The sequence below is a fragment of the Microbacterium sp. APC 3901 genome, from assembly GCF_030407765.1.
Lineage (GTDB): Bacteria > Actinomycetota > Actinomycetes > Actinomycetales > Microbacteriaceae > Microbacterium.
In genome coordinates this window covers 49,235-73,036 of sequence record NZ_JASDCU010000014.1, presented here as the reverse complement: position 1 = coordinate 73,036, position 23,802 = coordinate 49,235, and the positions used below count along the sequence as shown (strand labels likewise).

The 23,802-nt window shown below is 67.3% G+C and carries 30 protein-coding genes; 13 read left to right on the top strand and 17 right to left on the bottom strand.

Features of this window, described 5'->3' with window-relative positions; genetic code table 11:
- Positions 1 to 66 precede the first annotated feature (66 nt).
- From QMA07_RS13705 to glgA, 3 genes are all read right to left on the bottom strand, one after another.
- Positions 67 to 324: a type B 50S ribosomal protein L31 gene (locus tag QMA07_RS13705; protein ID WP_042537536.1), complete on the bottom strand. Its 258-nt coding sequence runs from the start codon at positions 322 to 324 to the stop codon at positions 67 to 69.
- Between the two features lie 91 nt (positions 325 to 415).
- Positions 416 to 1,201, bottom strand: coding sequence for an ABC transporter ATP-binding protein (locus QMA07_RS13700; RefSeq protein ID WP_290162755.1), 786 nt, complete (start codon positions 1,199 to 1,201; stop codon positions 416 to 418).
- 17 nt (positions 1,202 to 1,218) lie between these two features.
- Positions 1,219 to 2,403, bottom strand: a complete 1,185-nt coding sequence (gene glgA, locus QMA07_RS13695) for a glycogen synthase (RefSeq protein ID WP_290162753.1) — start codon at positions 2,401 to 2,403, stop codon at positions 1,219 to 1,221.
- A gap of 69 nt (positions 2,404 to 2,472) precedes the next feature.
- Here glgA and glgC point away from each other — a divergent pair, with 69 nt between their 5' ends.
- The 3 genes from glgC (at position 2,473) to QMA07_RS13680 (ending at position 5,140) form a co-directional block, all read left to right on the top strand.
- Entirely contained in the window at positions 2,473 to 3,714 is a 1,242-nt protein-coding gene (glgC, locus tag QMA07_RS13690) for a glucose-1-phosphate adenylyltransferase (protein WP_140037274.1), read from the top strand.
- A gap of 61 nt (positions 3,715 to 3,775) precedes the next feature.
- Positions 3,776 to 4,411 (top strand): phosphoserine phosphatase SerB, encoded by a 636-nt coding sequence (serB, locus tag QMA07_RS13685; RefSeq protein WP_290162750.1) that lies wholly within the window; start codon positions 3,776 to 3,778, stop codon positions 4,409 to 4,411.
- A gap of 33 nt (positions 4,412 to 4,444) precedes the next feature.
- Positions 4,445 to 5,140: an alpha/beta fold hydrolase gene (locus QMA07_RS13680; protein WP_290162749.1), complete on the top strand. Its 696-nt coding sequence runs from the start codon at positions 4,445 to 4,447 to the stop codon at positions 5,138 to 5,140.
- Positions 5,141 to 5,164: 24 nt separating this feature from the next.
- Here the strand turns inward: QMA07_RS13680 and QMA07_RS13675 are convergent, their stop codons facing one another.
- Positions 5,165 to 5,872, bottom strand: coding sequence for a beta-ketoacyl-ACP reductase (locus QMA07_RS13675; RefSeq protein WP_042537549.1), 708 nt, complete (start codon positions 5,870 to 5,872; stop codon positions 5,165 to 5,167).
- A gap of 139 nt (positions 5,873 to 6,011) precedes the next feature.
- On the opposite strand from QMA07_RS13675, the gene QMA07_RS13670 reads away from it, so the two are divergent.
- From QMA07_RS13670 to QMA07_RS13650, 5 genes are all read left to right on the top strand, one after another.
- Positions 6,012 to 6,242, top strand: a complete 231-nt coding sequence (locus tag QMA07_RS13670) for a hypothetical protein (protein ID WP_290162745.1) — start codon at positions 6,012 to 6,014, stop codon at positions 6,240 to 6,242.
- A 90-nt stretch (positions 6,243 to 6,332) separates the two neighbouring features.
- Positions 6,333 to 6,599 (top strand): DUF4190 domain-containing protein, encoded by a 267-nt coding sequence (locus QMA07_RS13665; RefSeq protein WP_290162840.1) that lies wholly within the window; start codon positions 6,333 to 6,335, stop codon positions 6,597 to 6,599.
- Positions 6,600 to 6,650: 51 nt separating this feature from the next.
- Complete coding sequence (locus QMA07_RS13660) at positions 6,651 to 7,007, top strand: DUF3099 domain-containing protein (RefSeq protein ID WP_290162744.1); 357 nt, start codon at positions 6,651 to 6,653, stop codon at positions 7,005 to 7,007.
- Positions 7,004 to 7,198 (top strand): hypothetical protein, encoded by a 195-nt coding sequence (locus QMA07_RS13655; protein WP_290162742.1) that lies wholly within the window; start codon positions 7,004 to 7,006, stop codon positions 7,196 to 7,198. Before QMA07_RS13660 ends, QMA07_RS13655 begins: the two co-directional genes overlap by 4 nt.
- 8 nt (positions 7,199 to 7,206) lie before the next feature.
- The gene (locus QMA07_RS13650; protein WP_290162740.1) at positions 7,207 to 8,007 is read left to right on the top strand and encodes an SURF1 family protein; all 801 of its coding nucleotides are present in this window, start codon (positions 7,207 to 7,209) and stop codon (positions 8,005 to 8,007) included.
- A 47-nt stretch (positions 8,008 to 8,054) separates the two neighbouring features.
- On the opposite strand, the gene QMA07_RS13645 is transcribed toward QMA07_RS13650, so the two are convergent.
- The 3 genes from QMA07_RS13645 to QMA07_RS13635 form a co-directional block, all read right to left on the bottom strand.
- A complete protein-coding gene (locus QMA07_RS13645; protein ID WP_290162738.1) occupies positions 8,055 to 8,672 on the bottom strand; it encodes a pyridoxamine 5'-phosphate oxidase family protein in 618 nt (205 codons plus the stop codon).
- Positions 8,673 to 8,702: 30 nt separating this feature from the next.
- On the bottom strand, positions 8,703 to 10,301 hold the full coding sequence (locus QMA07_RS13640) for an ABC-F family ATP-binding cassette domain-containing protein (protein ID WP_042537558.1): 1,599 nt from the start codon (positions 10,299 to 10,301) through the stop codon (positions 8,703 to 8,705).
- 76 nt (positions 10,302 to 10,377) lie between these two features.
- Positions 10,378 to 10,680, bottom strand: a complete 303-nt coding sequence (locus QMA07_RS13635) for a CHY zinc finger protein (protein WP_290162735.1) — start codon at positions 10,678 to 10,680, stop codon at positions 10,378 to 10,380.
- A 111-nt stretch (positions 10,681 to 10,791) separates the two neighbouring features.
- Between QMA07_RS13635 and QMA07_RS13630 the strand changes: the two genes are divergently transcribed.
- From QMA07_RS13630 to QMA07_RS13615, 4 genes are all read left to right on the top strand, one after another.
- Positions 10,792 to 11,412 (top strand): VTT domain-containing protein, encoded by a 621-nt coding sequence (locus QMA07_RS13630; RefSeq protein ID WP_290162733.1) that lies wholly within the window; start codon positions 10,792 to 10,794, stop codon positions 11,410 to 11,412.
- A 5-nt stretch (positions 11,413 to 11,417) separates the two neighbouring features.
- Positions 11,418 to 12,674: a sensor histidine kinase gene (locus QMA07_RS13625; RefSeq protein ID WP_290162731.1), complete on the top strand. Its 1,257-nt coding sequence runs from the start codon at positions 11,418 to 11,420 to the stop codon at positions 12,672 to 12,674.
- Entirely contained in the window at positions 12,671 to 13,342 is a 672-nt protein-coding gene (locus QMA07_RS13620; RefSeq protein ID WP_290162729.1) for a response regulator transcription factor, read from the top strand. The genes QMA07_RS13625 and QMA07_RS13620 overlap by 4 nt, the downstream gene beginning before the upstream one ends.
- Before the next feature lie 109 nt (positions 13,343 to 13,451).
- The gene (locus QMA07_RS13615) at positions 13,452 to 14,768 is read left to right on the top strand and encodes an acyltransferase (RefSeq protein ID WP_290162727.1); all 1,317 of its coding nucleotides are present in this window, start codon (positions 13,452 to 13,454) and stop codon (positions 14,766 to 14,768) included.
- Here the strand turns inward: QMA07_RS13615 and QMA07_RS13610 are convergent.
- From QMA07_RS13610 to QMA07_RS13600, 3 genes are read right to left on the bottom strand one after another with little or no spacing between them, the layout of a single operon-like run.
- Complete coding sequence (locus tag QMA07_RS13610; RefSeq protein ID WP_290162725.1) at positions 14,715 to 15,308, bottom strand: energy-coupling factor transporter transmembrane component T; 594 nt, start codon at positions 15,306 to 15,308, stop codon at positions 14,715 to 14,717. The genes QMA07_RS13615 and QMA07_RS13610 overlap by 54 nt on opposite strands.
- Positions 15,305 to 15,997 carry an energy-coupling factor ABC transporter ATP-binding protein gene (locus QMA07_RS13605; RefSeq protein ID WP_290162723.1) on the bottom strand — a complete coding sequence of 231 codons (693 nt, stop codon included), beginning with the start codon at positions 15,995 to 15,997 and terminating at the stop codon, positions 15,305 to 15,307. Before QMA07_RS13605 ends, QMA07_RS13610 begins: the two co-directional genes overlap by 4 nt.
- A complete protein-coding gene (locus QMA07_RS13600; protein ID WP_290162721.1) occupies positions 15,987 to 16,574 on the bottom strand; it encodes a biotin transporter BioY in 588 nt (195 codons plus the stop codon). Before QMA07_RS13600 ends, QMA07_RS13605 begins: the two co-directional genes overlap by 11 nt.
- A 57-nt stretch (positions 16,575 to 16,631) precedes the next feature.
- Between QMA07_RS13600 and QMA07_RS13595 the strand changes: the two genes are divergently transcribed.
- The gene (locus QMA07_RS13595) at positions 16,632 to 17,231 is read left to right on the top strand and encodes a TetR family transcriptional regulator (RefSeq protein ID WP_290162719.1); all 600 of its coding nucleotides are present in this window, start codon (positions 16,632 to 16,634) and stop codon (positions 17,229 to 17,231) included.
- On the opposite strand, the gene QMA07_RS13590 is transcribed toward QMA07_RS13595, so the two are convergent.
- Genes QMA07_RS13590 through sufB form a run of 7 tightly spaced genes read right to left on the bottom strand, consistent with a single transcriptional unit; the run spans position 17,194 to position 23,779 of the window.
- Entirely contained in the window at positions 17,194 to 18,567 is a 1,374-nt protein-coding gene (locus QMA07_RS13590; protein ID WP_290162717.1) for an MFS transporter, read from the bottom strand. The two genes, QMA07_RS13595 and QMA07_RS13590, sit on opposite strands and share 38 nt — an antisense overlap.
- Positions 18,564 to 19,718: an aminotransferase class I/II-fold pyridoxal phosphate-dependent enzyme gene (locus QMA07_RS13585; protein WP_290162715.1), complete on the bottom strand. Its 1,155-nt coding sequence runs from the start codon at positions 19,716 to 19,718 to the stop codon at positions 18,564 to 18,566. The genes QMA07_RS13590 and QMA07_RS13585 overlap by 4 nt, the downstream gene beginning before the upstream one ends.
- Before the next feature lie 2 nt (positions 19,719 to 19,720).
- The gene (locus QMA07_RS13580) at positions 19,721 to 20,050 is read right to left on the bottom strand and encodes a metal-sulfur cluster assembly factor (protein WP_042537580.1); all 330 of its coding nucleotides are present in this window, start codon (positions 20,048 to 20,050) and stop codon (positions 19,721 to 19,723) included.
- Between the two features lie 10 nt (positions 20,051 to 20,060).
- The gene (gene sufC, locus QMA07_RS13575) at positions 20,061 to 20,831 is read right to left on the bottom strand and encodes a Fe-S cluster assembly ATPase SufC (RefSeq protein ID WP_140037293.1); all 771 of its coding nucleotides are present in this window, start codon (positions 20,829 to 20,831) and stop codon (positions 20,061 to 20,063) included.
- Positions 20,832 to 21,158, bottom strand: a complete 327-nt coding sequence (locus QMA07_RS13570) for a non-heme iron oxygenase ferredoxin subunit (protein ID WP_042537584.1) — start codon at positions 21,156 to 21,158, stop codon at positions 20,832 to 20,834.
- Positions 21,155 to 22,360, bottom strand: coding sequence for a Fe-S cluster assembly protein SufD (sufD, locus tag QMA07_RS13565; RefSeq protein ID WP_290162710.1), 1,206 nt, complete (start codon positions 22,358 to 22,360; stop codon positions 21,155 to 21,157). Before sufD ends, QMA07_RS13570 begins: the two co-directional genes overlap by 4 nt.
- Positions 22,361 to 23,779 (bottom strand): Fe-S cluster assembly protein SufB, encoded by a 1,419-nt coding sequence (sufB, locus tag QMA07_RS13560; protein ID WP_042537589.1) that lies wholly within the window; start codon positions 23,777 to 23,779, stop codon positions 22,361 to 22,363.
- Between the last annotated feature and the right edge of the window lie 23 nt (positions 23,780 to 23,802).

Here is a 23,802-nt window from a genome sequence, read left to right as displayed (position 1 = left end):
CCACCGGGATGAGACGACGAAGGCCCCGTGTTCCGAGGAACACGGGGCCTTCGAAGGCGGTGGTCGTTACTTGCTCGATCCGCCGAAGCCCTTGAAGCGCTGGTTGAACTTCTCGACGCGGCCGGCCGAGTCCATGATGCGCTGCTTGCCCGTGTAGAACGGGTGCGATGCCGACGAGATCTCGACGTCGATGACGGGGTACTCGACGCCGTCGAGCTCGATCGTCTTGTCGCTCGAGACAGTCGAACGGGTGAGGAACGTCTCGCCCGAGCCGAGGTCGCGGAACACGACTGCCTTGTACACGGGGTGAATGTCAGTCTTCATGGGATTCCTTAGTTGCTGCCCTGGATTGTGCCAGGGACGAGGGAAGTCTGCGGTGCAGAGTGCACCAAGGATCGATTCTATCAGATCCGCGTCAGGATGCCGCGCGGGCCGCGTAGCGTCCCTCTTCGCTGCTCAGGACGATCGGCATGCCGAACGTGTCCGACAGCGAGTCTTCGGTCAGGGTCTCGGCGATGGGCCCGGCTGCCACGATGCGCCCCTCGCGCATGAGCAGTACGTGCGTGAAACCGACCGGGATCTCCTCGACGTGATGCGTGACCATCAGCATCGCGGGTGTCGTCGGCGACGAGGCATAGCCGCTCAGGAGCGCGAGCAGCTCCTCGCGCGAACCGAGGTCGAGCGAGGCCGTCGGCTCGTCGAGCAGCAGCAGCTCGGGGTCGGTCATCACGGCCCGGGCGATCTGGACGCGCTTCTGCTCGCCGTCGCTCAGAGTCCCGAACGTGCGATCAGCCAGGTGGTCGAGACGCCAGTCGCCGAGCACACGCAGCGCGCGGCGCTCGTCGATGTCCTCGTAGCTCTCGTTCCAGCGCCCCAGAACGGAGTACGCCGCCGTGAGCACCGTGTTCAGGACGGTCTCGTCGCGCGGCACGCGCTTCGCCATGGCGGAGGAGGCGAATCCGATGCGGGGCCGCAGTTCGAACACGTCGGTGCGACCGAGGGTCTCCCCCAGCACGGTGACGGCTCCGGAGGTCGGGTGCATCAGCGTGTCCGCCAGCTGGAGCAGTGTGGTCTTGCCGGCGCCGTTGGGTCCGAGGATCACCCACCGCTGATCATCATCGACCTGCCAGGTCACGTGATCGATGATGTCGCGCCCCTCGCGGCGCACGACGACGTCGGTGAATTCCAAGGCGATCGACATGCCTCCAGCCTATCGGCTCAGGCGGTCAGCTCCGCGTAGAGCGCGCGCGTGGTGTCGGCGATCGCATCCCAGCTGAACTCGTCGCGCGCGCGCTCCCGACCGGCCGCACCGTAGGCGCGAGCCTGCTCCGGATCGGATGTCACCTCGGTGAGCACGCTCGCGAGGTCGGCGACATAGCGCTCGGGGTCGACCGGCGTCCCTGTGCCGTCCTGCAGCTGCTCGATCGGCACGAGACGCCCTGTCACGCCGTCGTCGACGACCTCGGGGATGCCGCCGGTGGCCGTGCCGACGACGGCGGCACCGCACGCCATCGCCTCGAGGTTCACGATGCCCAGCGGTTCATACACCGACGGGCATACGAACGTCGTGGCCGCCGTGAGGATCGCGGAGAGCTCGTCGCGCGGCAGCATCCGATCGATCCAGATGACACCTTCGCGGGTCTGCTGGAGAAGTCGCACGCCCTCCTGCACCTCCGCCATGATCTCCGGAGTGTCGGGGGCCCCGGCGCAGAGGATGAGCTGAACGTCCGGAGGCAGCAGACGAGCGGCCTGCAGCAGGTACGGCAGCCCCTTCTGGCGCGTGATCCGGCCGACGAACACGACAGACGGTCGAGCAGGGTCCATGCCGACCGACTCGAGGAACGCGGGGTTCTGCACCGGTCGCCACCGCTCGACGTCGATGCCGTTGTGGATCACACGCACCCGAGCGGGGTCGACGGAGGGATAGCTGCGCAGGATGTCCTCGCGCATGCCGGCACTGACCGCGATCACCGCCGCCGCATTCTCGTATGCGAGCTTCTCGATGCCGCTCGACACCGCGTACCCGCCGCCGAGCTGCTCGGCCTTCCACGGACGCAGGGGCTCGAGACTGTGCGCGGTGAGCACGTGCGGGATGCCGTGCAGCTGCGAGGCGAGGTGTCCCGCGAAGTTCGCGTACCAGGTGTGGCTGTGCACGAGATCGGCGTCGGAGATCGCCGCCACGATCTCGAGATCGGTGCCGAGCGTCTGCAGAGCGGCATTGGCGGAGGCGAGTTCTGAGGGCGCCTGGTACGAGAAAGTACCGGCCTCCTCCCGCGGGGACCCGAAGGCTCTCACCCGTACATCGATATTCTGCCGCAGGGCTGTGACGAGCTCTGCGACGTGCACACCGGCACCTCCGTAGATCTCCGGCGGGTATTCCTTCGTGATCATCTCGACGCGCATGTCTAGACGGTAGTGACTCACTTGTCCAGATGCTAGTTAGCCGGGCCGAATCACATCTATGGTGGGTGCATGTCCGCACCAAAGAAGATCTTCGGCATCATCCTCGCCGGCGGCGAGGGAAAGCGTCTCATGCCCCTCACGGCCGACCGAGCAAAACCTGCAGTGCCTTTCGGCGGACAGTATCGCCTGATCGATTTCGCGATCTCGAACCTCATCAACTCGGGCCTACGCCAGATCGTCGTCCTCACGCAGTACAAGTCTCACAGCCTCGACCGCCACATCTCGCAGACGTGGCGCATGTCGGCGCTGCTCGACTCGTACGTCACCTCCGTGCCCGCGCAGCAGCGTCTCGGAAAGCGCTGGTTCTCGGGCTCGGCCGACGCGATCCTGCAGAGCCTCAACCTCATCAACGACGAGAAGCCCGACATCGTCGTCGTGATCGGTGCCGATCACGTCTATCGCATGGACTTCCGGCAGATGCTCGACGCGCACATCGAGTCGGGTGCGAAGGCCACCGTCGCAGGAATCCGTCAGCCGCTCGCGATGGCGTCCCAGTTCGGCGTGATCGACGCCGACACCGAGTCGGGTCGCATCAAGCAGTTCCTCGAGAAGCCCACTGACATCGCCGGTCTCGAGGACTCCCCTCACGAGGTGCTCGCCTCGATGGGCAACTACATCTTCGACGCCGATGCGCTGATCGCCGCCGTCGAGGCAGACGGCGAATCCCCCACCTCCGGGCATGACATGGGCGGAGACATCGTGCCGTACTTCGTCGATCGGGGCGAGGCCGGCTACTACGACATGAAGCGCAACGACGTGCCGGGTTCCTCCCCGCGCGACCGTTCGTACTGGCGTGACGTGGGTACGATCGACTCCTTCTTCGACGCGCACATGGATCTGATCTCCACGCTCCCCATCTTCAACCTCTACAACATGGAGTGGCCCATCCACTCGCAGGCCGTGAACTCGCCTCCCGCCAAGTTCGTGCGAGACTCCGTCGGGCGCATCGGCAACGCGATCGACTCGATCGTGTCCCTCGGCTCCGTGCTCTCGGGCACCCATCTCGAGCGCAGTGTCGTGGGCCCGTGGACGCTCGCCGGCGGTGGTTCGACCATCACCGACTCCGTCGTCTTCGACGGCGTGAGAATCGGGGCCGGTTCCCGCGTGCATCGAGCCATCCTCGACAAGAACGTCGTCCTCGCAGATGGTGCGACCGTCGGCGTCGACCGCGAACGCGATCTCGCCCGGGGCTTCACCGTGACCGAATCGGGCATCACCGTGGTGGGCAAGGGTCTCTTCATCGAGCGTTGAGGATGCCGACCGAAGACCGCGATGCACGGACAGACGGTCTCCGATCGATAGGCTCGGAGGCGTGACCGCCGCGCGCTTCCTTGTCGTCCTCGATGCCGATTCCACCCTCATCCGCAACGAGGTGATCGAGTTGATCGCCGATGAGGCCGGCCGCCGCGACGAGGTGCAGGCGGCGACCGAGGCGGCGATGCGGGGCGAGATCGACTTCGCGACCAGTCTGCGGTCGCGAGTGGCCGAGCTCGAAGGCGTTCCCGTGTCCGCGTTCGAACGCGTGCTCGCCCGGATCGAGCCGACCCCCGGCGTGCGAGAGCTCACTGCAGCTGTGCATGAGCGCGGCGGCGTGGTCGGGGTGGTGTCCGGAGGGTTCCACGAGATCCTCGACGACGTGGCTCCCGGACTCGGCGTGGACCGGTGGCGTGCGAACCGGCTCGATGTCGTCGACGGAGCGCTCTCCGGCCGCGTGGACGGCGAGATCGTCGACGCGGCGGCCAAAGCGACCTCGCTGTGCGAGTGGGCGGACGAACTCGGTGTGCCCCGTCACGCCACGATCGCCATCGGAGACGGCGCCAACGATCTGCAGATGATGGCGGTCGCCGGGCTCGGTCTGGCGTTCAACGCGAAGCCCGCCGTGCGCGCTGCCGCGAGCCTGGTCATCGGACCGCAGGACCTCTCCGAGGTCATCGCACTGTTGCCCTAGCGGATGTCCGAGGCTCCGTCTAACCTCGGGCGCATGGACATCATCCTCATCCCCGGTCTCTGGCTCGATGCGTCCAGCTGGAGCGACGTGACCACTGATCTCGAACGTGCAGGGCACACGGTGCACCCGCTGACCTTGCCGGGGGTGGGTCGTCCCGCCGCCGAGTCCGCTGACATCGGGATCGCCGAGTGGGTCGACGCTGCCGTCGACGCGGTGGACGCCGTCGACGGGCGAGTGGTCGTCGTCGGTCACAGCGGCGGCGGCAACGTCGCCTGGGGTGTCGCCGATGCCCGGCCCGACCGCATATCGCGGGTCGTCTTCGTCGACACCGCGCCACCACCGCCCGGTTTCGGCATCAGCGAGTTCGAGATCGTCGATGGCGTCATCCCCTTCCCGGGGTGGGACTTCTTCCCGGCTGAAGACGTCGACGACCTCGACGACGCGACTCGTGCGCGCACCGCGCCGCTCATGCGCAGCGTGCCCGCGCGCGTGCCCACTGATCCGATAGAGCTCGGCTCGGAGGCACGCCACCGGGTGCCGGTGACGCTGCTGATGGGCGGTCTCGATAGCGAGACGCTCGAGTCCGAACTCGAGCAGTGGGGGCCGTACGCCGAGGAGTTCCGCGCGATCGACGATGCCGAGGTGGTGCGTATCGGCTCAGGCCACTGGCCTCAGTTCTCGATGCCGAGCAGGCTCGCCATGCTGCTCGACGCCGCGATCACCCGCTGATGACGGTGCGTTGACGCCCGAGCGTCAGTGGCCCATGCCGAGGCCGCCGTCGACAGGGATGACTGCGCCCGAGATGTACCCGGCGTCATCCCCGGCGAGCCACGTGACGACGCCCGCCACCTCGTCGGGCGTCGCGAAGCGTCCGGCCGGGATGTTCGCCTTGTACTGCTTCTGAGTCTCTTCGGGGAGCTCAGCCGTCATGTCGGTCTCGATGAACCCCGGCGCGACGACGTTCGCGGTGATACCGCGCCCGCCGAGCTCACGGGTCAGCGAACGTGCGAAGCCGACGAGCGCGCTCTTCGATGCGGAGTAGTTCACCTGCCCGGCCGAGCCGTAGAGGCCCACCACGCTGGAGATGAGGATGACCCGGCCGAACCGGGCCCTCAGCATGCCCTTCGACGCGCGCTTCACCACTCGGAAGGTGCCGCCGAGGTTCGTCGCGACCACGCTGTCGAAGTCGTCCTCGCTCATTCTCAGCAGCAGGGTGTCCTTGGTGATTCCGGCATTCGCCACGACGACCTCGACGGGTCCGAGCTGCTGCTCGACCTCGGTGAAGGCCGCATCGAGCGCTGCGGCATCCGTGACGTCTGCACGCACGGTGAGAGTGCCCTCGGGGCCTTCGCCGCTGCGAGCCGTGACGGCGACGCGGTAGCCGTCCCTGACGAATCGTTCGGCGATCGCGCGACCGATGCCGCGGTTTCCGCCGGTGACGAGGACGACGCGAGAACTCATTTCCACTCCTGATCTGGCCGGTGCGGGTGTGGCGGCCGGGTCGTCATCGATCCTACCGATGATGTCGTGACTCGATCGGGGCGACGTTTGACAGAACAGCGCCGCGACTGGAACGCTGAACCCGACGAAAGGCTTCACCGTGAGCGACGACAGCATCCCCACTCCGCCTGACGCACACTCGACTCCTCCGCCGGCGCCCCCGGCTCCCCCCGCGCAGCCGTACCAGGCGTATCCCGGCGCGGCCCCGTCGGTCGCCCCCTCGCAGGGGTACGCGACGCCGTCGCCGCAACCGCCGCAGTACGCCCCGCAGCAGCCCTACGGCGCTGCTGCAGCTCAGCCCTACGGCTCCGCGGCACAACCGCCCTACTAGGCCGCGTCCGCACCGGGTCAGCCCGTTGCCGGCTATGCGAGTTACGGGGCGACGCCCTATCCCGCGCCCCGCCCCGCCAGCGGACTCGCGATCACGTCGCTGATCTGCGGAATCGCCGGGGTCGTGCTCTTCTGGGCGGTCGTGCCCCTGCTCGCCTCGATCGTCGCCGTCATCACGGGTCACATGGCGCTGCGGCAGACGAAGCAGAACCCGGCGATCGGCGGCCGCGGGATGGCCTTCGCCGGGCTGATCATGGGCTACATCATGGTCGGCTTCCTGGTCGTCGGCATCGTCGTGACGGTGATCAGTGCCGTGTTCTTCGGCGCCTTCACGCTGCCGTTCCTCTTCTCGGTCTGAGCTGCAGACGAGCGCGCCGTCGTGCCCGCACCGGCGTAGGCTGGACTCATCGTGAAGAGCAAGCCCCTGGTCCCTGCTGTCACCTCGCTTCCGCAGTCGCCGAAGGACGAGGCAGACCACCGCGTGCGCCGATATGCACTTACCATGACCATCCGCATCGTCTGCTTCGGGCTGATGATGTTCGTCCAGCCGTACGGCTGGTACACCTGGGTGTTCGCGCTCGCCGCCGCGCTCCTGCCCTACATCGCGGTCGTGTTCGCGAACGCGGGGAGCGACAGCACCGAGACGACGGCTGAGTCTCCCGTGCAGCAGCTGGAGGCCTCGACTCCGGCCCCGACTCTGCCGGTCGAACAGGACTCCGCTCCTGGCGTCATCACCATCCACGAGAGCCGCCAGGATCGCGAGTGAGTGGACTGGAGTGCTCGCGTGCCGGATGCCGGAACGCGGCGACCACGCAGGTGGTGTGGCGCAATCCGCGTATCCACGCCGCTGACCGTGAGAAGGTCTGGCTCGCATGCGATGAGCACGTCGGCTTCCTCCACGACTATCTGGCGGCCAGGGACTTCCCCGTGACAGTGAGAGCTGGTGTGCCCTCGTGAGTGCGCGGATGGGTAGATGGACCGTATACGTGCTGGTCGCGATCGGATTCGCGATCGCGTGCGCGTTCCTGTCGAACTGGCAGTTCGAGCGCAACGAGACGCGATCCGAGCAGATCGCACTCGTCGAGAAGAACTACGATGCGGATCCCGTGCCGCTCTCCGACCTCATCGGCCCCGACGGAACGCTCGATCCCGGTGACGTCTGGCATCCCGTGGTGCTGAACGGCGAGTACATCGTCGAAGAACAGCTGTTGGTGCGAAATCGGCCGCACGGCGGGACCGCCGCATTCGAAGTCCTGGTGCCGTTTCGCGACGTCGACGGTCGTGTGTTCATCGTCGATCGCGGATGGGTGCCGCCGGGCGACGGCGACTCCCCGGACTCCGTTCCGGCACCTCCGACCGGTGAGGTCGAGGTCATCGTGCGTCTGCGTCCGGGCGAGCAGCTTCCGGCCTCTGGTCGTGGGGCTCCCGAGGGGCAGGTGCCCACGATCAACCTCCCGTCTATCGCCGAGTTGGTCGACGGAGACGTCATCACGAGCGCGTACGGACAGATCGTCAGCGAAGACCCGCCCGGCGAAGGGACCCTCGGCGGCTTCGGCTCACCCACAGACGACCCCGGCCCGCACCTGTCGTACGCGATCCAGTGGATCCTGTTCGCGCTGATGGGCTTCATCTTCATCGGGTACATCATCCGCACCGAGATAGTGAAGCACCGTGAAGAGGTCGAGGGCATGCCGGCACCGGTGAAGAAGTCCCGACGGCGCGACAGGGATGCCGACGTCGAAGACGAGCTCCTCGACGCACGCTGACCCACCTCGTGACGCCAGGGCGCCCTAGCGCAGGCCCGTCAGAACGCTCATGTCGCCCCGTCCTCCGACGTCAGATCAGCACGACCGCCGACGATCGTTCGAGACCATCCGCCGGCGGCGGCGTCGAAGATCACCCGCGTGTGACGGCGGTCTCTCGACCCCTGCCAGAACTCGATCCGGGTGGGGACGATCCGCCACAGCACCCAGTCGCCGTCCGCGACCTCCGCGCGCGCAGCCGGGGATCGCGCGGCGAGATCGGCGGCGCTCTCTTCGCGAGTCGCTTCCTCCACCCGTCCGCGCACCCGCACAGCACGCACCTGCGGCTGCCACCAGAAGTTCAGCGCAGCGGCCGGCGATGCAGCCAGCTGCGCTCCCTTGCGGGACGACCTCGTGCTGGCGAACGCCCACCCTCGCTCATCGATCCGCTTCAGGATGAGTGTCCGAGCATCGGGCAGTCCGTCGGCATCGACCGTCGCGAGCGTCACCGTGTGCGGCTCAGGCACTCGGTCCGCAGCCGCCGCGCGCAACCACGTGGCGAAGAGTGTGCGCGGATCGTCGGGAATCGCGCCGAGATCCCAGTCGGGGGCGAGCCCGGTGAGAGCGTGCCGGCCCTTCAGCCACTCGTTGAGCGGGGTGGTGTCGAGGTGCTGTTCGTCATGCGTCACACATCCGACTATGCCACGAGGGGCGAAGGATCAGGCGAGCTCGATGAGGTCTTGGTACTCCTGGCTCCAGAGGTCCTCGACGCCGTCCGGGAGGATCAGCACGCGCTCGGGGTTGAGAGACTGCACCGCACCCGGGTCGTGCGAGACGAGCACGACTGCCCCCTCGTAGTGCGCGAGCGCACCGAGGATCTCTTCGCGCGAGGCGGGGTCGAGGTTGTTGGTGGGCTCGTCGAGCAGCAGCAGGTTCGCGGACGAGACCACGAGCGTCGCCAGCGAGAGACGCGTCTTCTCACCGCCGGAGAGCACCCCGGCGGGCTTGAGCACATCATCTCCCGTGAACAGGAACGAGCCGAGCACTCTGCGCGCTTCCATCTCGGTGATGTGCGGAGCGGCCGACACCATGTTCTCGAGCACCGATCGATTCACATCGAGGTTCTCGTGCTCCTGCGCGTAGTACCCGACCTTGAGACCGTGTCCGGGCTCGAGCTGACCGGTGTCGGGCTGGTCTACCCCCGCGAGCATGCGCAACAGGGTCGTCTTTCCTGCACCGTTGAGTCCGAGCACGACGACCTTGGAGCCGCGGTCGATCGCGAGGTCGACGTCGGTGAAGATCTCGAGTGAGCCGTAGGACTTCGACAGTCCGGTCGCCATCATCGGGGTCTTGCCGCAGGGGGCGGGTTTCGGGAAGCGCAGCTTCGCGACGCGCTCTTCCTGGCGGACGTCGTCGAGTCCGGCGAGCAGCTTGTCGGCACGCGCGATCATCTGATGGGCCGCGGCGGCCTTCGAGGCCTTCGCGCCGAAGCGGGCTGCCTGCAGCTGCAGGGTCGTCGCCTTCTTCTCGGCGTTCGCGCGCTCCTTCTTGCGGCGCTCCTCGTCAGCCACGCGCTGACGCAGGTAGTTCTTCCAGTTCATGTTGTAGGTGTCGATGATCTGACGGTTCGCGTCGAGGTAGAACACCCGGTTGACGGTCTCGCCGACCAGCTCGACGTCGTGGCTGATCACGATCAGCCCGCCCTTGTAGTTCTTGAGGAACTCGCGCAGCCACACGACACTGTCGGCGTCGAGGTGGTTGGTCGGCTCGTCGAGGATCATCGTCTCAGCATCCGAGAAGAGGATGCGAGCCAACTCGATACGACGGCGCTGACCACCCGACAGCGTCGAGAGCGGCTGGTCGAGGATGCGGTCGGGCAGCGAGAGGTTGTTCGCGATGGAGGCGGCCTCGGCCTCGGCCGCGTAGCCGCCCTGTCCCTCGAACTCCTCGGTGAGGCGCGCGTAGCGCTTCATCGCCTTGTCGGCGACCGCGGGGTCGTCGGACCCCATCGCGAGTGCCGCTTCGCTCATGCCGAGGTTGAGCTGGCCGAGTCCCCGGGCGTCGAGGATGCGCGTGCGAGCGAGGTCTTCGGGATTGCCCGACCGCGGATCCTGCGGCAGATAGCCGAGTTGACCGGAACGGGTCACGCTTCCGCCGGACGGCAGGACGTCACCGGCGAGCACCTTGGTGAGCGTGGTCTTGCCTGCACCGTTGCGGCCGACGAGACCGATCTTGTCTCCGTCGCTCACACGGAACGACACGTTCTCCATCAGGAGGCGTGCGCCCACGCGGATCTCGAGTTCGTGCACGGCAAGCACAGGCGGGATGTCCGTTCTTTCAAGGGGATTCAGGCCGAGGGGCCAAACTCCCAGTATAGATCGCCCTACTGAGTGTTCAGTCGAAGTACAGATCGTGATGCAGCCGGCAGCCCGGATTGAAGCCTGCCGCACACGTCGGACACTCGGATTTCTCGAGGTATGCGTCGATGCGCAGCAGCGAACCGCAGACGCCGCAGAGCACCGCCTGCGTCGCACGGTCTTTCGTCGACCACTGCCGCGTCTCGTGATCAGCCCGCTCCGCGTGACACAGATGGCACGGGTACCACTCGCCGCAGCAGGCGAACTTGAGCGCGATCACATCGAGCGGCCCCTGATAGTGCTCGCACCGGGTCTGGTCGTCGACCAGCAGGCCGTGCACGGTGGTCGCCCCGACCTCGGTCGGACGGTCGGCGGATCTACCTCTCCGGGGGGATGCGGTCGATACCTCAGGGTGATGCCCCACCTGCCACCTGCTTCCTAGCCTTCTGAGGTGGATGTTATCAACGAGCTCATTCTGCAGACCGTCGCGTCGCCCTGGTTGTACGCCGTGCTGCTTGCGGTGACGATCATCGACGGCTTCTTCCCGCCGGTTCCGAGCGAGACCGTGCTCGTGGCAGCGGCGGCTGTACTCGTGTCGACGGGTGAGTTCTGGGCGCTGCTGCCTCTCGGTCTCATCGCCGCTGTGGGCGCGACGACCGGCGACAACATCGCATTCACCCTCGGTCGCCGGCTGGGCACGACCCGGTGGGCGTGGATGCGTCGTCCGCGAGTCACCTCGGCATTCGTCCACGCACAGAAAGCGCTCAGGCACCGCAGTGCGGCGCTCATCCTGGGCGCCCGCTATATCCCCGTCGGCCGCGTCGCGGTCAACATGTCCGCCGGTGCTCTGCGCTTTCCGTGGCGGAGGTTCTTCCCACTGAGCATCGTGGCCGGCATCAGCTGGAGTGCTCTGAGCCTCGCCATCGGATTGCTCGCGGGGTCGTGGATCAAGGAGCAGCCGCTCGTGAGCGCTGGCATCGGCATCGCCGTGGCGCTCATCATCGGCGTGGTGATCGATCGCGTCACGGCATCCGGCCGGAGACGCGCCCGTGTGGTGCAACTGGCAGGATGACAGACATGGCACGTCGTCGGCCGCGCATCGAGCGTGCTCCCCGCATCAGCCGTCGCACCGCCGCGCTCACGGCGCTCGGCGCTGCGAGCCTCGCGCTGTTCTCGGTGCTCGTGCCGATTCACACCGTGCTGTACGGCACATCGCTGCCGCTCTCCTTCATCCTCGGTGGCGCGCTCTGCGCTGCGCCTCTGCTGTCGTTGCGTCACCCGCGGTGGGCGGTCGCGATGTTCTGCGCTGCGGCGTTCACGCTTCCGCTGCTCGTCGTCCCGACTCTCGCGACCGAGGCGCCCTGGCCGTGGTCGGTGCCCGCCCTGCTGAGCTTCGTGCTCCTGGTCGGCATCGTGACCTTCATCCACGGGGCGAGAGCGGGCGTCTTCCCCCTGGCCATCGGAGCACTGCTCTCCCTCACCGCGCCGCTGCTGCGCCCCGAGATCGTCGCGACTCCCGCGACGGCCGGCAGCGTCACCGCCGACCTCATCGTCACGACGTCGCTGGCTGCGGCGATGTTCCTGGTTTCCATCCTGGTCGCCGGACGGGTGAGGGTGTCTGCCGAGCTCACTCGGGAGCGCGCGCACTCCGCACTCGAGGAGTCGCGACGGGCCCTCGTCGAGGAGCGCACCCGCATCGCCCGCGAGCTGCACGACGTGATCGCGCACAGCATGTCCGTGATCCAGGTGCAGGCGTCGACCGCACGCTACCGACTCCCCGAGATCGGCGATGCCGCGTCCGTGGAGTTCGACAGCATCGCGGCCACAGCGCGGACCTCGCTGACCGAGATGCGACGAATGCTCGGAGTGCTGCGCACCGAAGACCAGACAGCCGAGCTCGCACCCCAGCAGGGCATCGACGACATCCCCGCTCTTGTCGACACCATCCGTCGAGCGGGTGTGACCGTCGGCCTGGAGATCACCGGTGCAGTCGCGGACGCTCCGCAGGCCGTGCAGATCGCCGCCTTCCGTATCGCGCAGGAGGCGCTCAGCAACGCAGTGAGGCATGCGTCAGGCGCCGCCGTCACCGTACGTGTCCAGGCGGATGCCGACATCATCGGCATCCGCGTCCGCAACAGCCCCGCCACGACCCCGACCACGTCCATCGGCGGCGGATACGGTCTGCGCGGAATGCGCGAACGCATCGAGCTGCTCGGCGGATCGTTCACCGCGAGCCCGACCGCGGACGGCGGGTGGGAGGTCGCGGCTTCGCTCCCCCTGCACGAGAGTCCGTCGACCCCGCCCATCGCCCCGATCACCCAGGAGACCCCGTGACGATCAGCGTCCTCATCGCCGACGATCAGGCCATGGTGCGCGCCGGATTCGCCGCCCTGCTCGATGCTCACGAAGGGATCCGGGTGGCCGGTCAGGCCGCGAACGGCGCCGAGGCGGTCGCTCTCGCCACCCGCCTCGATCCGGACGTGATCCTGATGGACGTGCGGATGCCTGAGGTGGACGGCATCGAGGCGACCCGTCGCATCCTCGGCCCCGGCTATCCTGCCGCCCATGTGCCAAGGATCCTCATGCTCACGACCTTCGACATCGATGACTACGTCTATGACGCGCTCGAGGCGGGCGCGAGCGGGTTCCTGCTGAAAGACGCTCTTCCTGAAGAGCTCGTCCACGCCGTGCGCGTGGTCGCCGGCGGCGACGCGCTGCTCGCTCCCAGCGTGACCAGGCGGATGATCGAGCAGTTCGCCGGTCGGCGACCGCACACGCCGCGAGCCGCGACCTCGCTGGCAGAGCTGACCGACCGAGAGCGAGAGGTGCTGGTGCTCATCGGGCGAGGCCGGTCGAACAGCGAGATCGCTGCCGATCTGTTCATCGCAGAGCAGACCGTGAAGACCCACGTCGGCAAGGTCCTGGCAAAACTCCGACTCCGCGACCGCGTGCACGCCGTGATTCTCGCGTACGACACCGGCCTGGTCGAACCCGCGTCCTGAGCCGCGCCAGGATCACACCCTGGTAGGGGTGCGAACCGCTCCTGGGAGTGATCCCTCGGACGACACCGCGTCCATACGATCCTCGGACACCCCATCCGAGGAGGACTCCATGGCCACCGTCGAGGCAACACGCCGCCCCGCTCTCCGAGATCCGCTGTCGGCCGGTCGCGACACCGCGATCGACCTCCTGCGGGCGATCTGCGTCGCGGGAGTCGTACTGCTCCACGCCATCATGGTCGGGGTCACGGTCGTCGACGGTGGCCCGGTGTTCGCGAATGCCAGCGAAGGAACGTGGTGGATAGTGCCCATCAGCTGGGTTCTCCAGGTGATGCCGCTCTTCTTCGTCATCGGCGGCTTCGCGGGTTACATCTCCTTCCGGCGCACGCACGCGCGCGGCGGCACACCGACCGCCTTCATCGCGGCCCGGGTGCACCGGCTGCTGCGGCCGGCGCTGTTCGCGATCGGGATCGTCGGCGCGGCACTAGCGACGCTGAGCGCCGTCGGCATCCCGGCGGACATCATCGCCGTCGCCGACTTCCGCTACAGCCAGCCGCTCTGGTTCCTCGCGGTCTTCCTGGGATGCCAGGCGCTTCTTCCTGCCCTCGCGAAGGCTCACGCGCGGAGACCGCTGATCACAGTGGCCGCGCTGGTCGCGGCATCGATCTCCGTCGATATGGTCCGGGCGATCACCGGGCTCGAGGGAGTGGGCTTCCTGAATCTCGCGTTCGTCTGGCTCGCGCTACAGCAGATCGGCTTCTTCCTCGCCGATGGCACGATCGACCGACTGAGCCGACGAGCACGGGCGATCGCAGGAGCTGCGGCCTTGACCACACTCATCGTCGCTTTCACGGGCGGCGTCTACTCCCCCGATCTCATCGCCAACATCAACCCACCCACCGCAGCCCTGCTTCTCGTCGGGGTCGTGCACCTGAGCGCCGTCTCGCTGCTCCGCGATCGCATCAGCGCGTTCAGTCGCCGCCCGCTCCCGGCCGCCTTCGCGGCGTTCATCAACAGACGCACCATGACGATCTACCTGTGGCACATGCCGGCGCTGCTCACCATGGCAGGGGTCTGCGCGGTGGCCTCGCTCAGCAGCGGGATCGCGCTGCCGGAGCGGAGCACCTTCGCATGGTGGGTGTCTCGACCGCTCTGGCTCGCGACCGCGCTGACCCTCACCGCGCTGATCGCGGTCGCGCTCACGCGCATCGAGACGCAGTCGTCCCCGCAATCTGCTGACTCGGCTCCCCGGGTCGCGACCGCAGCGGCACTCGGCATCACCTCGGTCGTCGTGCTTCTCGTCGCGGGTACGACGGTTTTGACGGCCGCGCTCGTCGTCGGCGGAATGCTGTCCGCACTGCGTCTGGCCCGCCGATCACACCAGACCGCGCGCGGCGAGAGCGTCGCCGACCTCGTCCGCGTGGCGTAACGTCCTGACCATGAGCGGCACGGCGGTTCGGGGCCCGAGACGGATGCCGCGTGCCCGTTGGGCGTCGCCTACCGCCTGCGCGAATCCGGCTACCACCGGAACCATCGTGAGCGTCAGCGAGATCGTCATCGCGATCGCATCGGCGTCGACACCCAGCCGACGCAGCGGACGCAGCATCCGATGAAGCACCGCGAGCAGATCACCCATCCGGGTGGTGATCGTGAGGAGCGCAGCGAGCAGAAGCAGCGACACCACCCTGGCCGTGCTGATCCATGCGGTGAGCGGTGACACGAAGATCCACAGCGCCGAGCCGAGCACCAGCACGAGCCAGCGCAGCCGCCACATCTCGACGGACACGACCTTCACCGGCAGCCCGGCGACGAGATACAGCATGCACACGACGAGGAGAGAGACCGTGACGCTCCATCCGTCATGCGGGTACGCCGACGACACGAGTGCGAGCGCTGCGAAGAGGGCGAGCTTGAGCCCGGCCGGCATCCTGTGGACGATGCTCGCTCCCGACCGATATGACTGGATCATCCGCACAGCCCGCGATACTCGGCGACCACGTCGCGCGGGTTGCCGGCTGCGATGACCGACCCTGCCTCGAAGAGCACCGCACGGTCGCATCTCGCTGCAAGATCGAGGTCATGGGTGACGATGACGACCTGCGACGGCAGCGCCAGCAGCAGCTCGGAGATCTTTCGCGAGTTGCGCAGGTCCAGCAGCGTCGTCGGCTCGTCGGCCACGATGAGCCGCGGTTCAGTGATCAGAACCGAGGCGAGAGCGAGCAGCTGCGTCTGACCGCCCGACAGCTCAGACGCGGGGATGTCCGCCCTGTCGGTCAGGCCGTGGTCGGCGAGTGCGGCGGCCACCCGACCGGCGACCTCGGTCCGAGGAGCGCCGCGCAGCGAGAGCGCGAGGTCCTCCGCTGGCGTCGGCATCAGGATCTGCGACTGCGGGTCGGAGAAGACGAATCCGACACGGCGCCGAAGGGCCTTCGTGTCGCGCCGCGAGTCGAGACCATGAACCGTGACGCGCCCCGCATCCGGCAGCACGAGGCCGTTCAGCAGGCGCGCGAAGGTCGACTTTCCCGAACCGTTCGCGCCGATCACCGCGATCCTCGGCTCGGTGAGCTCGACAGTCACATCGCGCAGGATCGACCGCCCCTCCCGCTCGACGGTGACACCGTCGAGCGAGATCGATCCGACCGCAGTCTCAGGCCGCATGGACGGACGCGGGCGCTGCCGCGTGTCGGCCGCCGAACGCCCGGGGGTACGCGCGCCGCAGCGCGAGAACCAGCGCCGTCGCTGCGGCCGCCTTCAGCAGATCGCCCGGCAGGAACACCAGACTCGCGAGCGCCGTCGGGCCGAGGTCGAGCCCGAGTACCAGTGCAGTCACAGGGATCCCGCACAGATACACGACCAGGATGCCGCCGACGACGACACCGAGGGCGATCCGCCACCAGCTGCGCCGACCGCTCCCCACCACCAGACCGATCACGACGACGCCCGCCACCCACCCGAGCAGGTATCCGGCGGTCGGACCGACGAAGACGCCGAGGCCGCCCCGCCCGCCGGCGAGGACGGGAAGTCCGATCGCGGCGAGAACGAGCACCAGGAGCACCGCGAGCGGAGCCAGTCGGGGCCCGAGCACAGCACCGGCGAGCATGACCCCCAGGGTCTGTGCGGTGATCGGCACTCCGCCGGGAATCGGTATCGTCACCATACCGAGGACGATGATGAGCGCGGCGAAGATCGCCGCTCTTGCCAGATCACGACCGAGGTCATCGCGTTGCCGAGTCATAGTTCCGATACCTTCCTGAACACCGTTCACCTGAACGGTGTTCACTATACTGATCGCATGACCCCCGAGCACAACTCCGCGCGCCACGACCGCGGCGGCGTCGCGCGCGCGGCGCTGACCCTCCTCGACGAGGTCGGTCTCGCCGATCTGTCGATGCGACGGATCGCCGGCAGGCTCGAAGTCCAGCCGAGCGCGCTCTACTGGCATTTCTCGAGCAAGCAGGAGCTCCTGGCCGAGCTGGCCGACCGGATCACCGCAGGCATCCCCCGCGACGATGCTGACGTGCTGACCACCGCGCGCGGCATCCGCGACGCGCTCTTCACCTACCGCGACGGCGCGGAGCTGGTGCTCAGCACCTACGCCCTGCGTCTCGGCTCGTCCTCCGCCCAGACCGCCCTCGAGGCCGCACTCGCGCGTCACGGTCACACAGATGCCGCCGAGCGCGCAGCGGCACTCCTGCACTTCGTGCTCGGCCATGCGACGCTCGTGCAGCAGCGCATGCATGCCGACAGCCACGGAGCGGCTCGCGCCGACGGCACGGTCGACGTCACCGCCGGACTCGATCGCGTCTTCGACCTGGGCGTCAGCGCGCTCGCCGGAGAGCCTGCCAGCGCCGACCTCAGCCCTCGGGCGACTCTGCGGCGTGACCCAGTCTGAGTCCCGGCACGAACGCACACAGCACCAGACAGAAGCAGAACGCGAACACCACCCCGAATGACGCGGCGTCACCGCCCAACGTCGCGACGAGCAGCCCGGCCAGGGCGATCGTCACTGCTGATCCCGCGGCGTCGGAGATCGACAGCGCCGACGAGTTGAACCCCTGGTTGCCCCCGTTCGAGTACGCCAACGTGAGCACCGTGAGGCGTGGATACAGCAGCCCCATGCCACCGCCGGCGAAGCCCCAGCCGACGACCACGAACACAGGCGACACGCCCCACTGCGCCGCCGCGAACACGAGCACGAGCGCCACGAGGAGAAGCGACAGGCTGATCACGGTGATGCGGGTGTTGCCGAGACGTTCGCCGAAGATCCCCTGCAACTGCGAAGCGCCGGCCCACGCGAAGGCAGCGAGCATGAGTGCGATCCCCGCCCAGGTCGCGGTGAAGTCGAAGCGCTCCATCAGCAGGTACGGGATGTATGCCTCTGCCGCGAAGAACGCGCCTGCGGCGATCCCGCGCATGAGAACGACGCTCGGCAGACCACGCCCGGCGCGGAGCGCACCCCGAGGAAGCAGCGGCAACAGGGCGGCCGCGATCACGACGACGGACCCGAGCGCCACCGGCCATGCGAGGAGCACGGCCATCTCCGCCGTGAGACCGACAAGCACCGCGGAGACCGCGACGACCACCGCGAGAAGAAGACGGATGACGAGAGAGCGGCGATCCTGTGGTTCACCTCGTCCGAGGTCGACCCCTCGCAACCGGGCCGCGACAGTCACGAAGGCGACTGTCGTCAGCACGGCGACGCCGAGGAAGGCCCAGCGCCAGTCGAGGTACTCCGCTACCGCCCCGGCGAGGAACGGACCGATCATCGACGGCACGACCCATGCGGCTGCGAACGCAGCGAAGATCCTGCCATGAAGCTGCGGTGGGTACAGCCGAGCCACGACGACGTACAGCGCCACGGTCTGCCCACCAGCACCGAGCCCCTGAACCAGCCGCCCGACGAGGAACTGGTCCATCGTCACGGCGAGACCTGACAGCAGCAGTCCGGCGATGAACAACGAGACCGCGGCGTACAGAGGGCCGCGGGGTCCCCGAGAATCGGCCCAGGCGCCCGCTGCGACCATGCCGATCACGCTCGTCGCAAGCGTTCCGGCGAAGGCCACGGCATACAGCTCCCGGCCGTCGAGCGATTCCGCGACGATCGGCATCACGGTCGTGACCGCCAGCGCCTCGATCGCGGCGAGGAAGATCAGCGCCACCGCACCGGCGGTGACCCAGAGTCGTTCCCGGTCCCAGATCGATGCGGTCGGCTGCGGTCTCGTGCTCATCGGTCCACGAGCGACGCGATGCGCTCGATGGCCTCGGTGATGATCTCCGGACTCGTGCCGAAGTTCAGTCGCACGAATCCCCTGCCCTGCTCGCCGAAGGCGGGACCGAAGTGCAGGGCGACTTTCGCCTCCTTGAGGATCCGCCGAGCGGGGTTGTCTCCCCAGCCCAGACCCGAGAGATCGATCCAGGCCAGATATCCGGCATCAGGGATCCGATAGCGCGCGGCAGGGAGCTTCGACGCCAGCTGATCTTCGAGCAGCAGGCGATTCGCATCGAGCGTCCTGAGCAGCCCGTCGAGCCAGGCGTCGCTCTCCTCCGAGAATGCGGCCACGGCCGCGAGGAGTCCGAATTGACCGGTGCGCCACTCGACCTCGATAGGAAGCCCGCGAACGACGGCGCTGGTGCGATCAGATGCGGTCACCATGAGCGCGCACTTGAGACCCGCGAGATTGAAGGCCTTGCTCGCACTCACGACGGCGTAGCCCACGCGCTCCGCAGCTTCGCCCGTGTCGAGGAAAGGCGTGAACCCGGTGCCCGGCTGCGCGAGCGGTGCATGGATCTCATCCGAGATCACCGCAGCACCGTACTCGTGGGCGATCTCGGCGAGAGCGGCCAGCGAGTCGCGGGTGTGCACCGTGCCGGTCGGGTTGTGCGGGTTGCAGAGCAGCAGCGCGGTGGCACCGTCTTCGAACGCCGCTCGGATGCCGTCCAGATCGAGTTCCCACTGCGCGCCGGTCTCGACCAGCGGTACCCGCACGACCTCGGCGCCTGCTTCGGAGACCAGGTCGAAGAACGGCGGATACACGGGCGGAGTGACGACCACGCGCTCCCCCGGCTGCGTCACGCGCCGCAGGATCTCGACGATCCCCATGCTCACGTCGGCGGTCGTGCGCATCTTCGAGGGGTCGACGCGCCAACCGAAGCGACGAAGCGCGAAGTCCGCGTACGTCTCAGGAAGAGGCGTACGCGAGGCTATATACCCCGTATCGCCGATGTCGACAGCACGTCGGAGAGCCGACGAGATCGCCGGCGCCAACGGGAAGTCGGTTTCCGCGACGAACAGCGGTAGCACGTCGGCGGGGTACTCCCGCCACTTCTCGCTGCTGCGCTCGCGGAGCTCTGCCAGAGGCAGAGCCGTGACCTCGAGCATTCTCAGATGGCGAAGCCGAGAGCGCGCATCATGTCGCGCCCGTCGTCCGTGATCTTCTCCGGACCCCACGGCGGCATCCACACCCAGTTGATGCGGAAGCGATCGACGACGCTGTCCAGAGCCTGCGCGGTCTGGTCTTCGAGAACGTCGGTCAGCGGGCAGCCTGCGCTGGTGAGCGTCATGTGGATGACGAGAGCATCGTTCTCGTCATCCCATGCGAGATCGTAGATGAGACCGAGGTCGACGACGTTGATCCCGAGCTCCGGGTCCATGACGTCTTTGAGAGCCTCGGTGACCTCGTCGTACTTCTCGTCGGTGAGGGTGGCTGTCATGCGAATCAGCCTACGCCTCGATGGGGGCTGCGGGGTCGAGGAAACGGTCGTATCCCTCGTCCTCGAGCCGGTCGGCGAGCTCCGGGCCACCCTCTTCGACGATCTTGCCCGCGACGATCACGTGCACGAAGTCGGGGCGGATGTAGCGGAGGATGCGGGTGTAGTGCGTGATGAGCAGCACGCCGAGGCCCGTCGACTCCTTGGCGCGGTTGACGCCCTCGGAGACGATCTTCAGTGCGTCGACGTCGAGACCGGAGTCAGTCTCGTCGAGGACGGCGAACTTGGGCTTGAGCACCTCGAGCTGAAGGATCTCGTGGCGCTTCTTCTCGCCGCCGGAGAAGCCCTCGTTGACGTTGCGCTGAGCGAACTTCGGGTCCATGCGCAGGTTGGACATGGCCGTCTTGACGTCCTTGGTCCACCCACGGATCGCCGGCGCCTCGCCGTCGATCGCGGTCTTGGCCGTGCGCAGGAAGTTCGTCACCGTCACACCGGGGATCTCGACCGGGTACTGCATGGCGAGGAAGAGACCCGCACGAGCACGCTCGTCGACGCTCATCGCGAGGACGTCCTGACCGTCGAACGTGATCGAGCCGGACGCCACCGTGTACTTCGGGTGACCGGCGATCGTGTAGGCGAGCGTCGACTTGCCGGAGCCGTTGGGGCCCATGATCGCGTGCGTCTCACCCGTGTTCATCGTGAGGGTGATTCCGTTGAGGATCGGGGTGATTCCCGCCTCGGTCTCGACCGTCACGTAGAGGTCGCGGATTTCGAGAACAGACATTCAGACTTCCTTCGTCACGGTCGGGTCGATGAGCACGTCGTCGCCGTCGATCTCGACGACGTAGACCGGAACGGGCTCATAAGCGGGGAGGTTCTGGGGCTTGCCGGTGAGCAGCGAGAATGCGGAGCCGTGGGCCCAGCATTCCACCGTCTCTCCTTCGACGAAGCCCTCGGAGAGGGAGATGTCACCGTGGGTGCAGGTGTCTCCGATGGCGTGGATCACGCCTTCGGAATCCTTGATGACGGTGATCGGCACGCCGTTCGGCTCGACACGCAGTGGCATGTCCTGCTCGAGTTCGGCCACACCGCAGACACGCTCCGCGGTCATGCGTTCACCTCGGCGAGCTCCGTCTCGATCGCGGCGAGAAGCTCGGCCTCCAGCGCGGGGATCCCCAGACGCTGGACGATGTCGGTGAGGAATCCGAGCACGACGAGACGGCGGGCTTCCTCTTCGCTGATGCCTCGGGCCTGCAGGTAGAACAGCTGCTCGTCGTCGAAACGACCGGTGGCGCTGGCGTGGCCCGCTCCGAGGATGTCGCCGGTCTCGATCTCGAGATTCGGGATCGAGTCGGCGCGAGCGCCTTCGGTGAGCACCAGGTTGCGGTTGGCCTCGTACGAATCGGTGCCGTTCGCGTCGGCGCCGATCAGCACGTCGCCGATCCAGACGCTGTGCGCGCCCTGGCCCTGGAGAGCACCCTTGTAGAGCACGTCGCCCTTGGTGTGGGGCCCCTTGTGGTGCAGGAAGACCTGGCTCTCGAGGTGCTGCCCCGCGTCCGCGTAGGACAGGCCGTAGAGGTAGCCCTCCGAGCCTGCGCCGGCGAGCTCCACGCTGGGGTTCACACGTACGACGCCGCCGCCGAAGCTGATGACGAAGTGCTTGAGCGTGGCATCCGCGTCGACCCTGGCCTGGTGCGCAGACGTGTGCACGGCCTCGTCCTGCCACTGCTGCAGGCTGATCACGGTGAGCTTCGCTCCGTCGCGCACGATGATCTCGACGTTCTGCGAATACTGCGCAGCGCCCGTGTGCTGGAGCACGACGGTGGCGGAGCTGTGCTCGAGCGCCTCGATCACGATGTGCGCGTCGGCGCGACGTTCTGCGCCGAGTCCGTCGATCGCGATGAAGACGGGCTCAGAGACCTCTTCTTCACGTGGGATGCGGATGTGCAGCGCCTCAGACGCGCCCTGCCATGCGATCGCGGCGGTGATGTCCTCCGCGAGGAAGACCTCTCCGCGCGGCGCATCGCCCGCGGCCAGCGGCGCCGACACGTACTGCTCTCCCGAGCCGAACGAGTAGCTCACGCCGTCGCCCGAGCCGGCGACCTCGAAGAGAGGCGAGAGCTTGGCGACCGGGGTGTGCTTCCAGTTGACCTCGCGCCCGGTGGGAGCACCGAAGTCGTCGGGGTCGAACGAGTGGGGGCGCTCCGAGCGGGTCTGCACCGGGACGAATCCGGCTTCCGAGACCTGTGCTGCGGGGTCGATGTGCGCGTTCGTGTGCTGCGCCTCGCTGGGCGCTGTCGTCGAGGCCGCCATTTAGCCGACCGATCCTTCCATGCCCATTTCGATGAGCTTGTTCAGTTCCATCGCGTACTCCATGGGCAGTTCCCGCGCGATCGGCTCGATGAAGCCGCGCACGATCATCGCCATCGCCTCGTCCTCGGGCATGCCGCGAGACTGCAGGTAGAAGAGCTGCTCCTCGCTGACCTTCGAGACAGTCGCCTCGTGGCCGAGCTGCACGTCGTCGACGCGGATGTCGATCGCCGGATATGTGTCGGAGCGCGACTTCGTGTCGACCAGAAGAGCGTCGCAGCGCACGGTGTTCGCCGAGTGGTGCGCATTGGCGTCCACCCGGACCTCACCGCGGTACCCGGCACGACCACCACCACGGGCGATCGACTTCGAGACGATCGACGACTGGGTGTACGGCGCCATGTGGATCATCTTCGCGCCGGCGTCCTGGTGCTGGCCGGGGCCCGCGAAGGCGACCGAGAGCGTCTCACCCTTGGCATGCTCGCCCATCAGGTAGATCGACGGGTACTTCATCGTCACCTTGGAGCCGATGTTGCCGTCGACCCACTCCATCGTCGCGCCCTCGTGCGCGACCGCACGCTTGGTGACGAGGTTGTAGACGTTGTTCGACCAGTTCTGGATCGTCGTGTACCGAACGCGGGCGTTCTTCTTCACGATGATCTCGACCACGGCCGAGTGCAGCGAGTCCGACTTGTAGATCGGAGCCGTGCAGCCCTCGATGTAGTGGACGTAGCTGTCTTCATCGGCGATGATCAGGGTCCGCTCGAACTGGCCCATGTTCTCGGTGTTGATGCGGAAGTAGGCCTGCAGCGGGATCTCGACGTGCACGCCCTTGGGGACGTAGACGAACGAGCCGCCGGACCAGACGGCGGTGTTCAGCGCGGCGAACTTGTTGTCGCCCGCCGGGATCACCGAGCCGAAGTACTCCTCGAAGAACTCGGGGTGCTCACGCAGGGCGGTGTCGGTGTCCATGAAGATGACGCCCTGCTCCTCCAGGTCCTCGCGGATCTGGTGGTAGACGACCTCGGACTCGTACTGAGCGGCGACACCCGCGACGAGGCGCTGGCGCTCCGCCTCGGGGATGCCGAGGCGTTCGTAGGTCTCGCGGATCTCCGCGGGGAGGTCTTCCCAGGACTGAGCCTGCTTCTCCGTGGAGCGCACGAAGTATTTGATGTTGTCGAAGTCGATCTCGCTGAGGTCTGCACCCCACGTCGGCATCGGCTTGCGTCCGAAGAGCTGGTAACCCTTGAGACGGGTCTTCAGCATCCATTCGGGTTCGTGCTTGAGCGCCGAGATCCCGCGTACCACCTCTTCGGAGATTCCACGCTTGGCGATCGCCCCGGCAGCATCTTCGTCATGCCATCCGAATTCGTACACCCCCAGGCCGTCAAGCTCCGGGCGGTCGATCAGTACATCCGACATCACACACTCTCCTCACAGGTCCC

Excerpts from the sequence above, each read along its gene's own strand:
- QMA07_RS13590 (WP_290162717.1), bottom strand. The coding sequence starts at position 18,567 with ATGAGCACGAGACCGCAGCCGACCGCATCGATCTGGGACCGGGAACGA.
- QMA07_RS13600 (WP_290162721.1), bottom strand. The coding sequence starts at position 16,574 with ATGACTCGGCAACGCGATGACCTCGGTCGTGATCTGGCAAGAGCGGCG.
- glgA (WP_290162753.1), bottom strand. The coding sequence starts at position 2,403 with ATGCGCGTCGAGATGATCACGAAGGAATACCCGCCGGAGATCTACGGA.
- QMA07_RS13605 (WP_290162723.1), bottom strand. The coding sequence starts at position 15,997 with ATGCGGCCTGAGACTGCGGTCGGATCGATCTCGCTCGACGGTGTCACC.
- QMA07_RS13570 (WP_042537584.1), bottom strand. The coding sequence starts at position 21,158 with ATGACCGCGGAGCGTGTCTGCGGTGTGGCCGAACTCGAGCAGGACATG.
- sufB (WP_042537589.1), bottom strand. The coding sequence starts at position 23,779 with ATGTCGGATGTACTGATCGACCGCCCGGAGCTTGACGGCCTGGGGGTG.
- sufD (WP_290162710.1), bottom strand. The coding sequence starts at position 22,360 with ATGGCGGCCTCGACGACAGCGCCCAGCGAGGCGCAGCACACGAACGCG.
- sufC (WP_140037293.1), bottom strand. The coding sequence starts at position 20,831 with ATGTCTGTTCTCGAAATCCGCGACCTCTACGTGACGGTCGAGACCGAG.
- QMA07_RS13610 (WP_290162725.1), bottom strand. The coding sequence starts at position 15,308 with ATGATCCAGTCATATCGGTCGGGAGCGAGCATCGTCCACAGGATGCCG.
- QMA07_RS13705 (WP_042537536.1), bottom strand. The coding sequence starts at position 324 with ATGAAGACTGACATTCACCCCGTGTACAAGGCAGTCGTGTTCCGCGAC.
- QMA07_RS13585 (WP_290162715.1), bottom strand. The coding sequence starts at position 19,718 with ATGCTCGAGGTCACGGCTCTGCCTCTGGCAGAGCTCCGCGAGCGCAGC.
- QMA07_RS13675 (WP_042537549.1), bottom strand. The coding sequence starts at position 5,872 with ATGAGTTCTCGCGTCGTCCTCGTCACCGGCGGAAACCGCGGCATCGGT.
- QMA07_RS13650 (WP_290162740.1), top strand. The coding sequence starts at position 7,207 with ATGGGTAGATGGACCGTATACGTGCTGGTCGCGATCGGATTCGCGATC.
- QMA07_RS13580 (WP_042537580.1), bottom strand. The coding sequence starts at position 20,050 with ATGACAGCCACCCTCACCGACGAGAAGTACGACGAGGTCACCGAGGCT.
- QMA07_RS13615 (WP_290162727.1), top strand. The coding sequence starts at position 13,452 with ATGGCCACCGTCGAGGCAACACGCCGCCCCGCTCTCCGAGATCCGCTG.
- QMA07_RS13700 (WP_290162755.1), bottom strand. The coding sequence starts at position 1,201 with ATGTCGATCGCCTTGGAATTCACCGACGTCGTCGTGCGCCGCGAGGGG.
- QMA07_RS13595 (WP_290162719.1), top strand. The coding sequence starts at position 16,632 with ATGACCCCCGAGCACAACTCCGCGCGCCACGACCGCGGCGGCGTCGCG.
- glgC (WP_140037274.1), top strand. The coding sequence starts at position 2,473 with ATGTCCGCACCAAAGAAGATCTTCGGCATCATCCTCGCCGGCGGCGAG.
- QMA07_RS13625 (WP_290162731.1), top strand. The coding sequence starts at position 11,418 with ATGGCACGTCGTCGGCCGCGCATCGAGCGTGCTCCCCGCATCAGCCGT.
- QMA07_RS13680 (WP_290162749.1), top strand. The coding sequence starts at position 4,445 with ATGGACATCATCCTCATCCCCGGTCTCTGGCTCGATGCGTCCAGCTGG.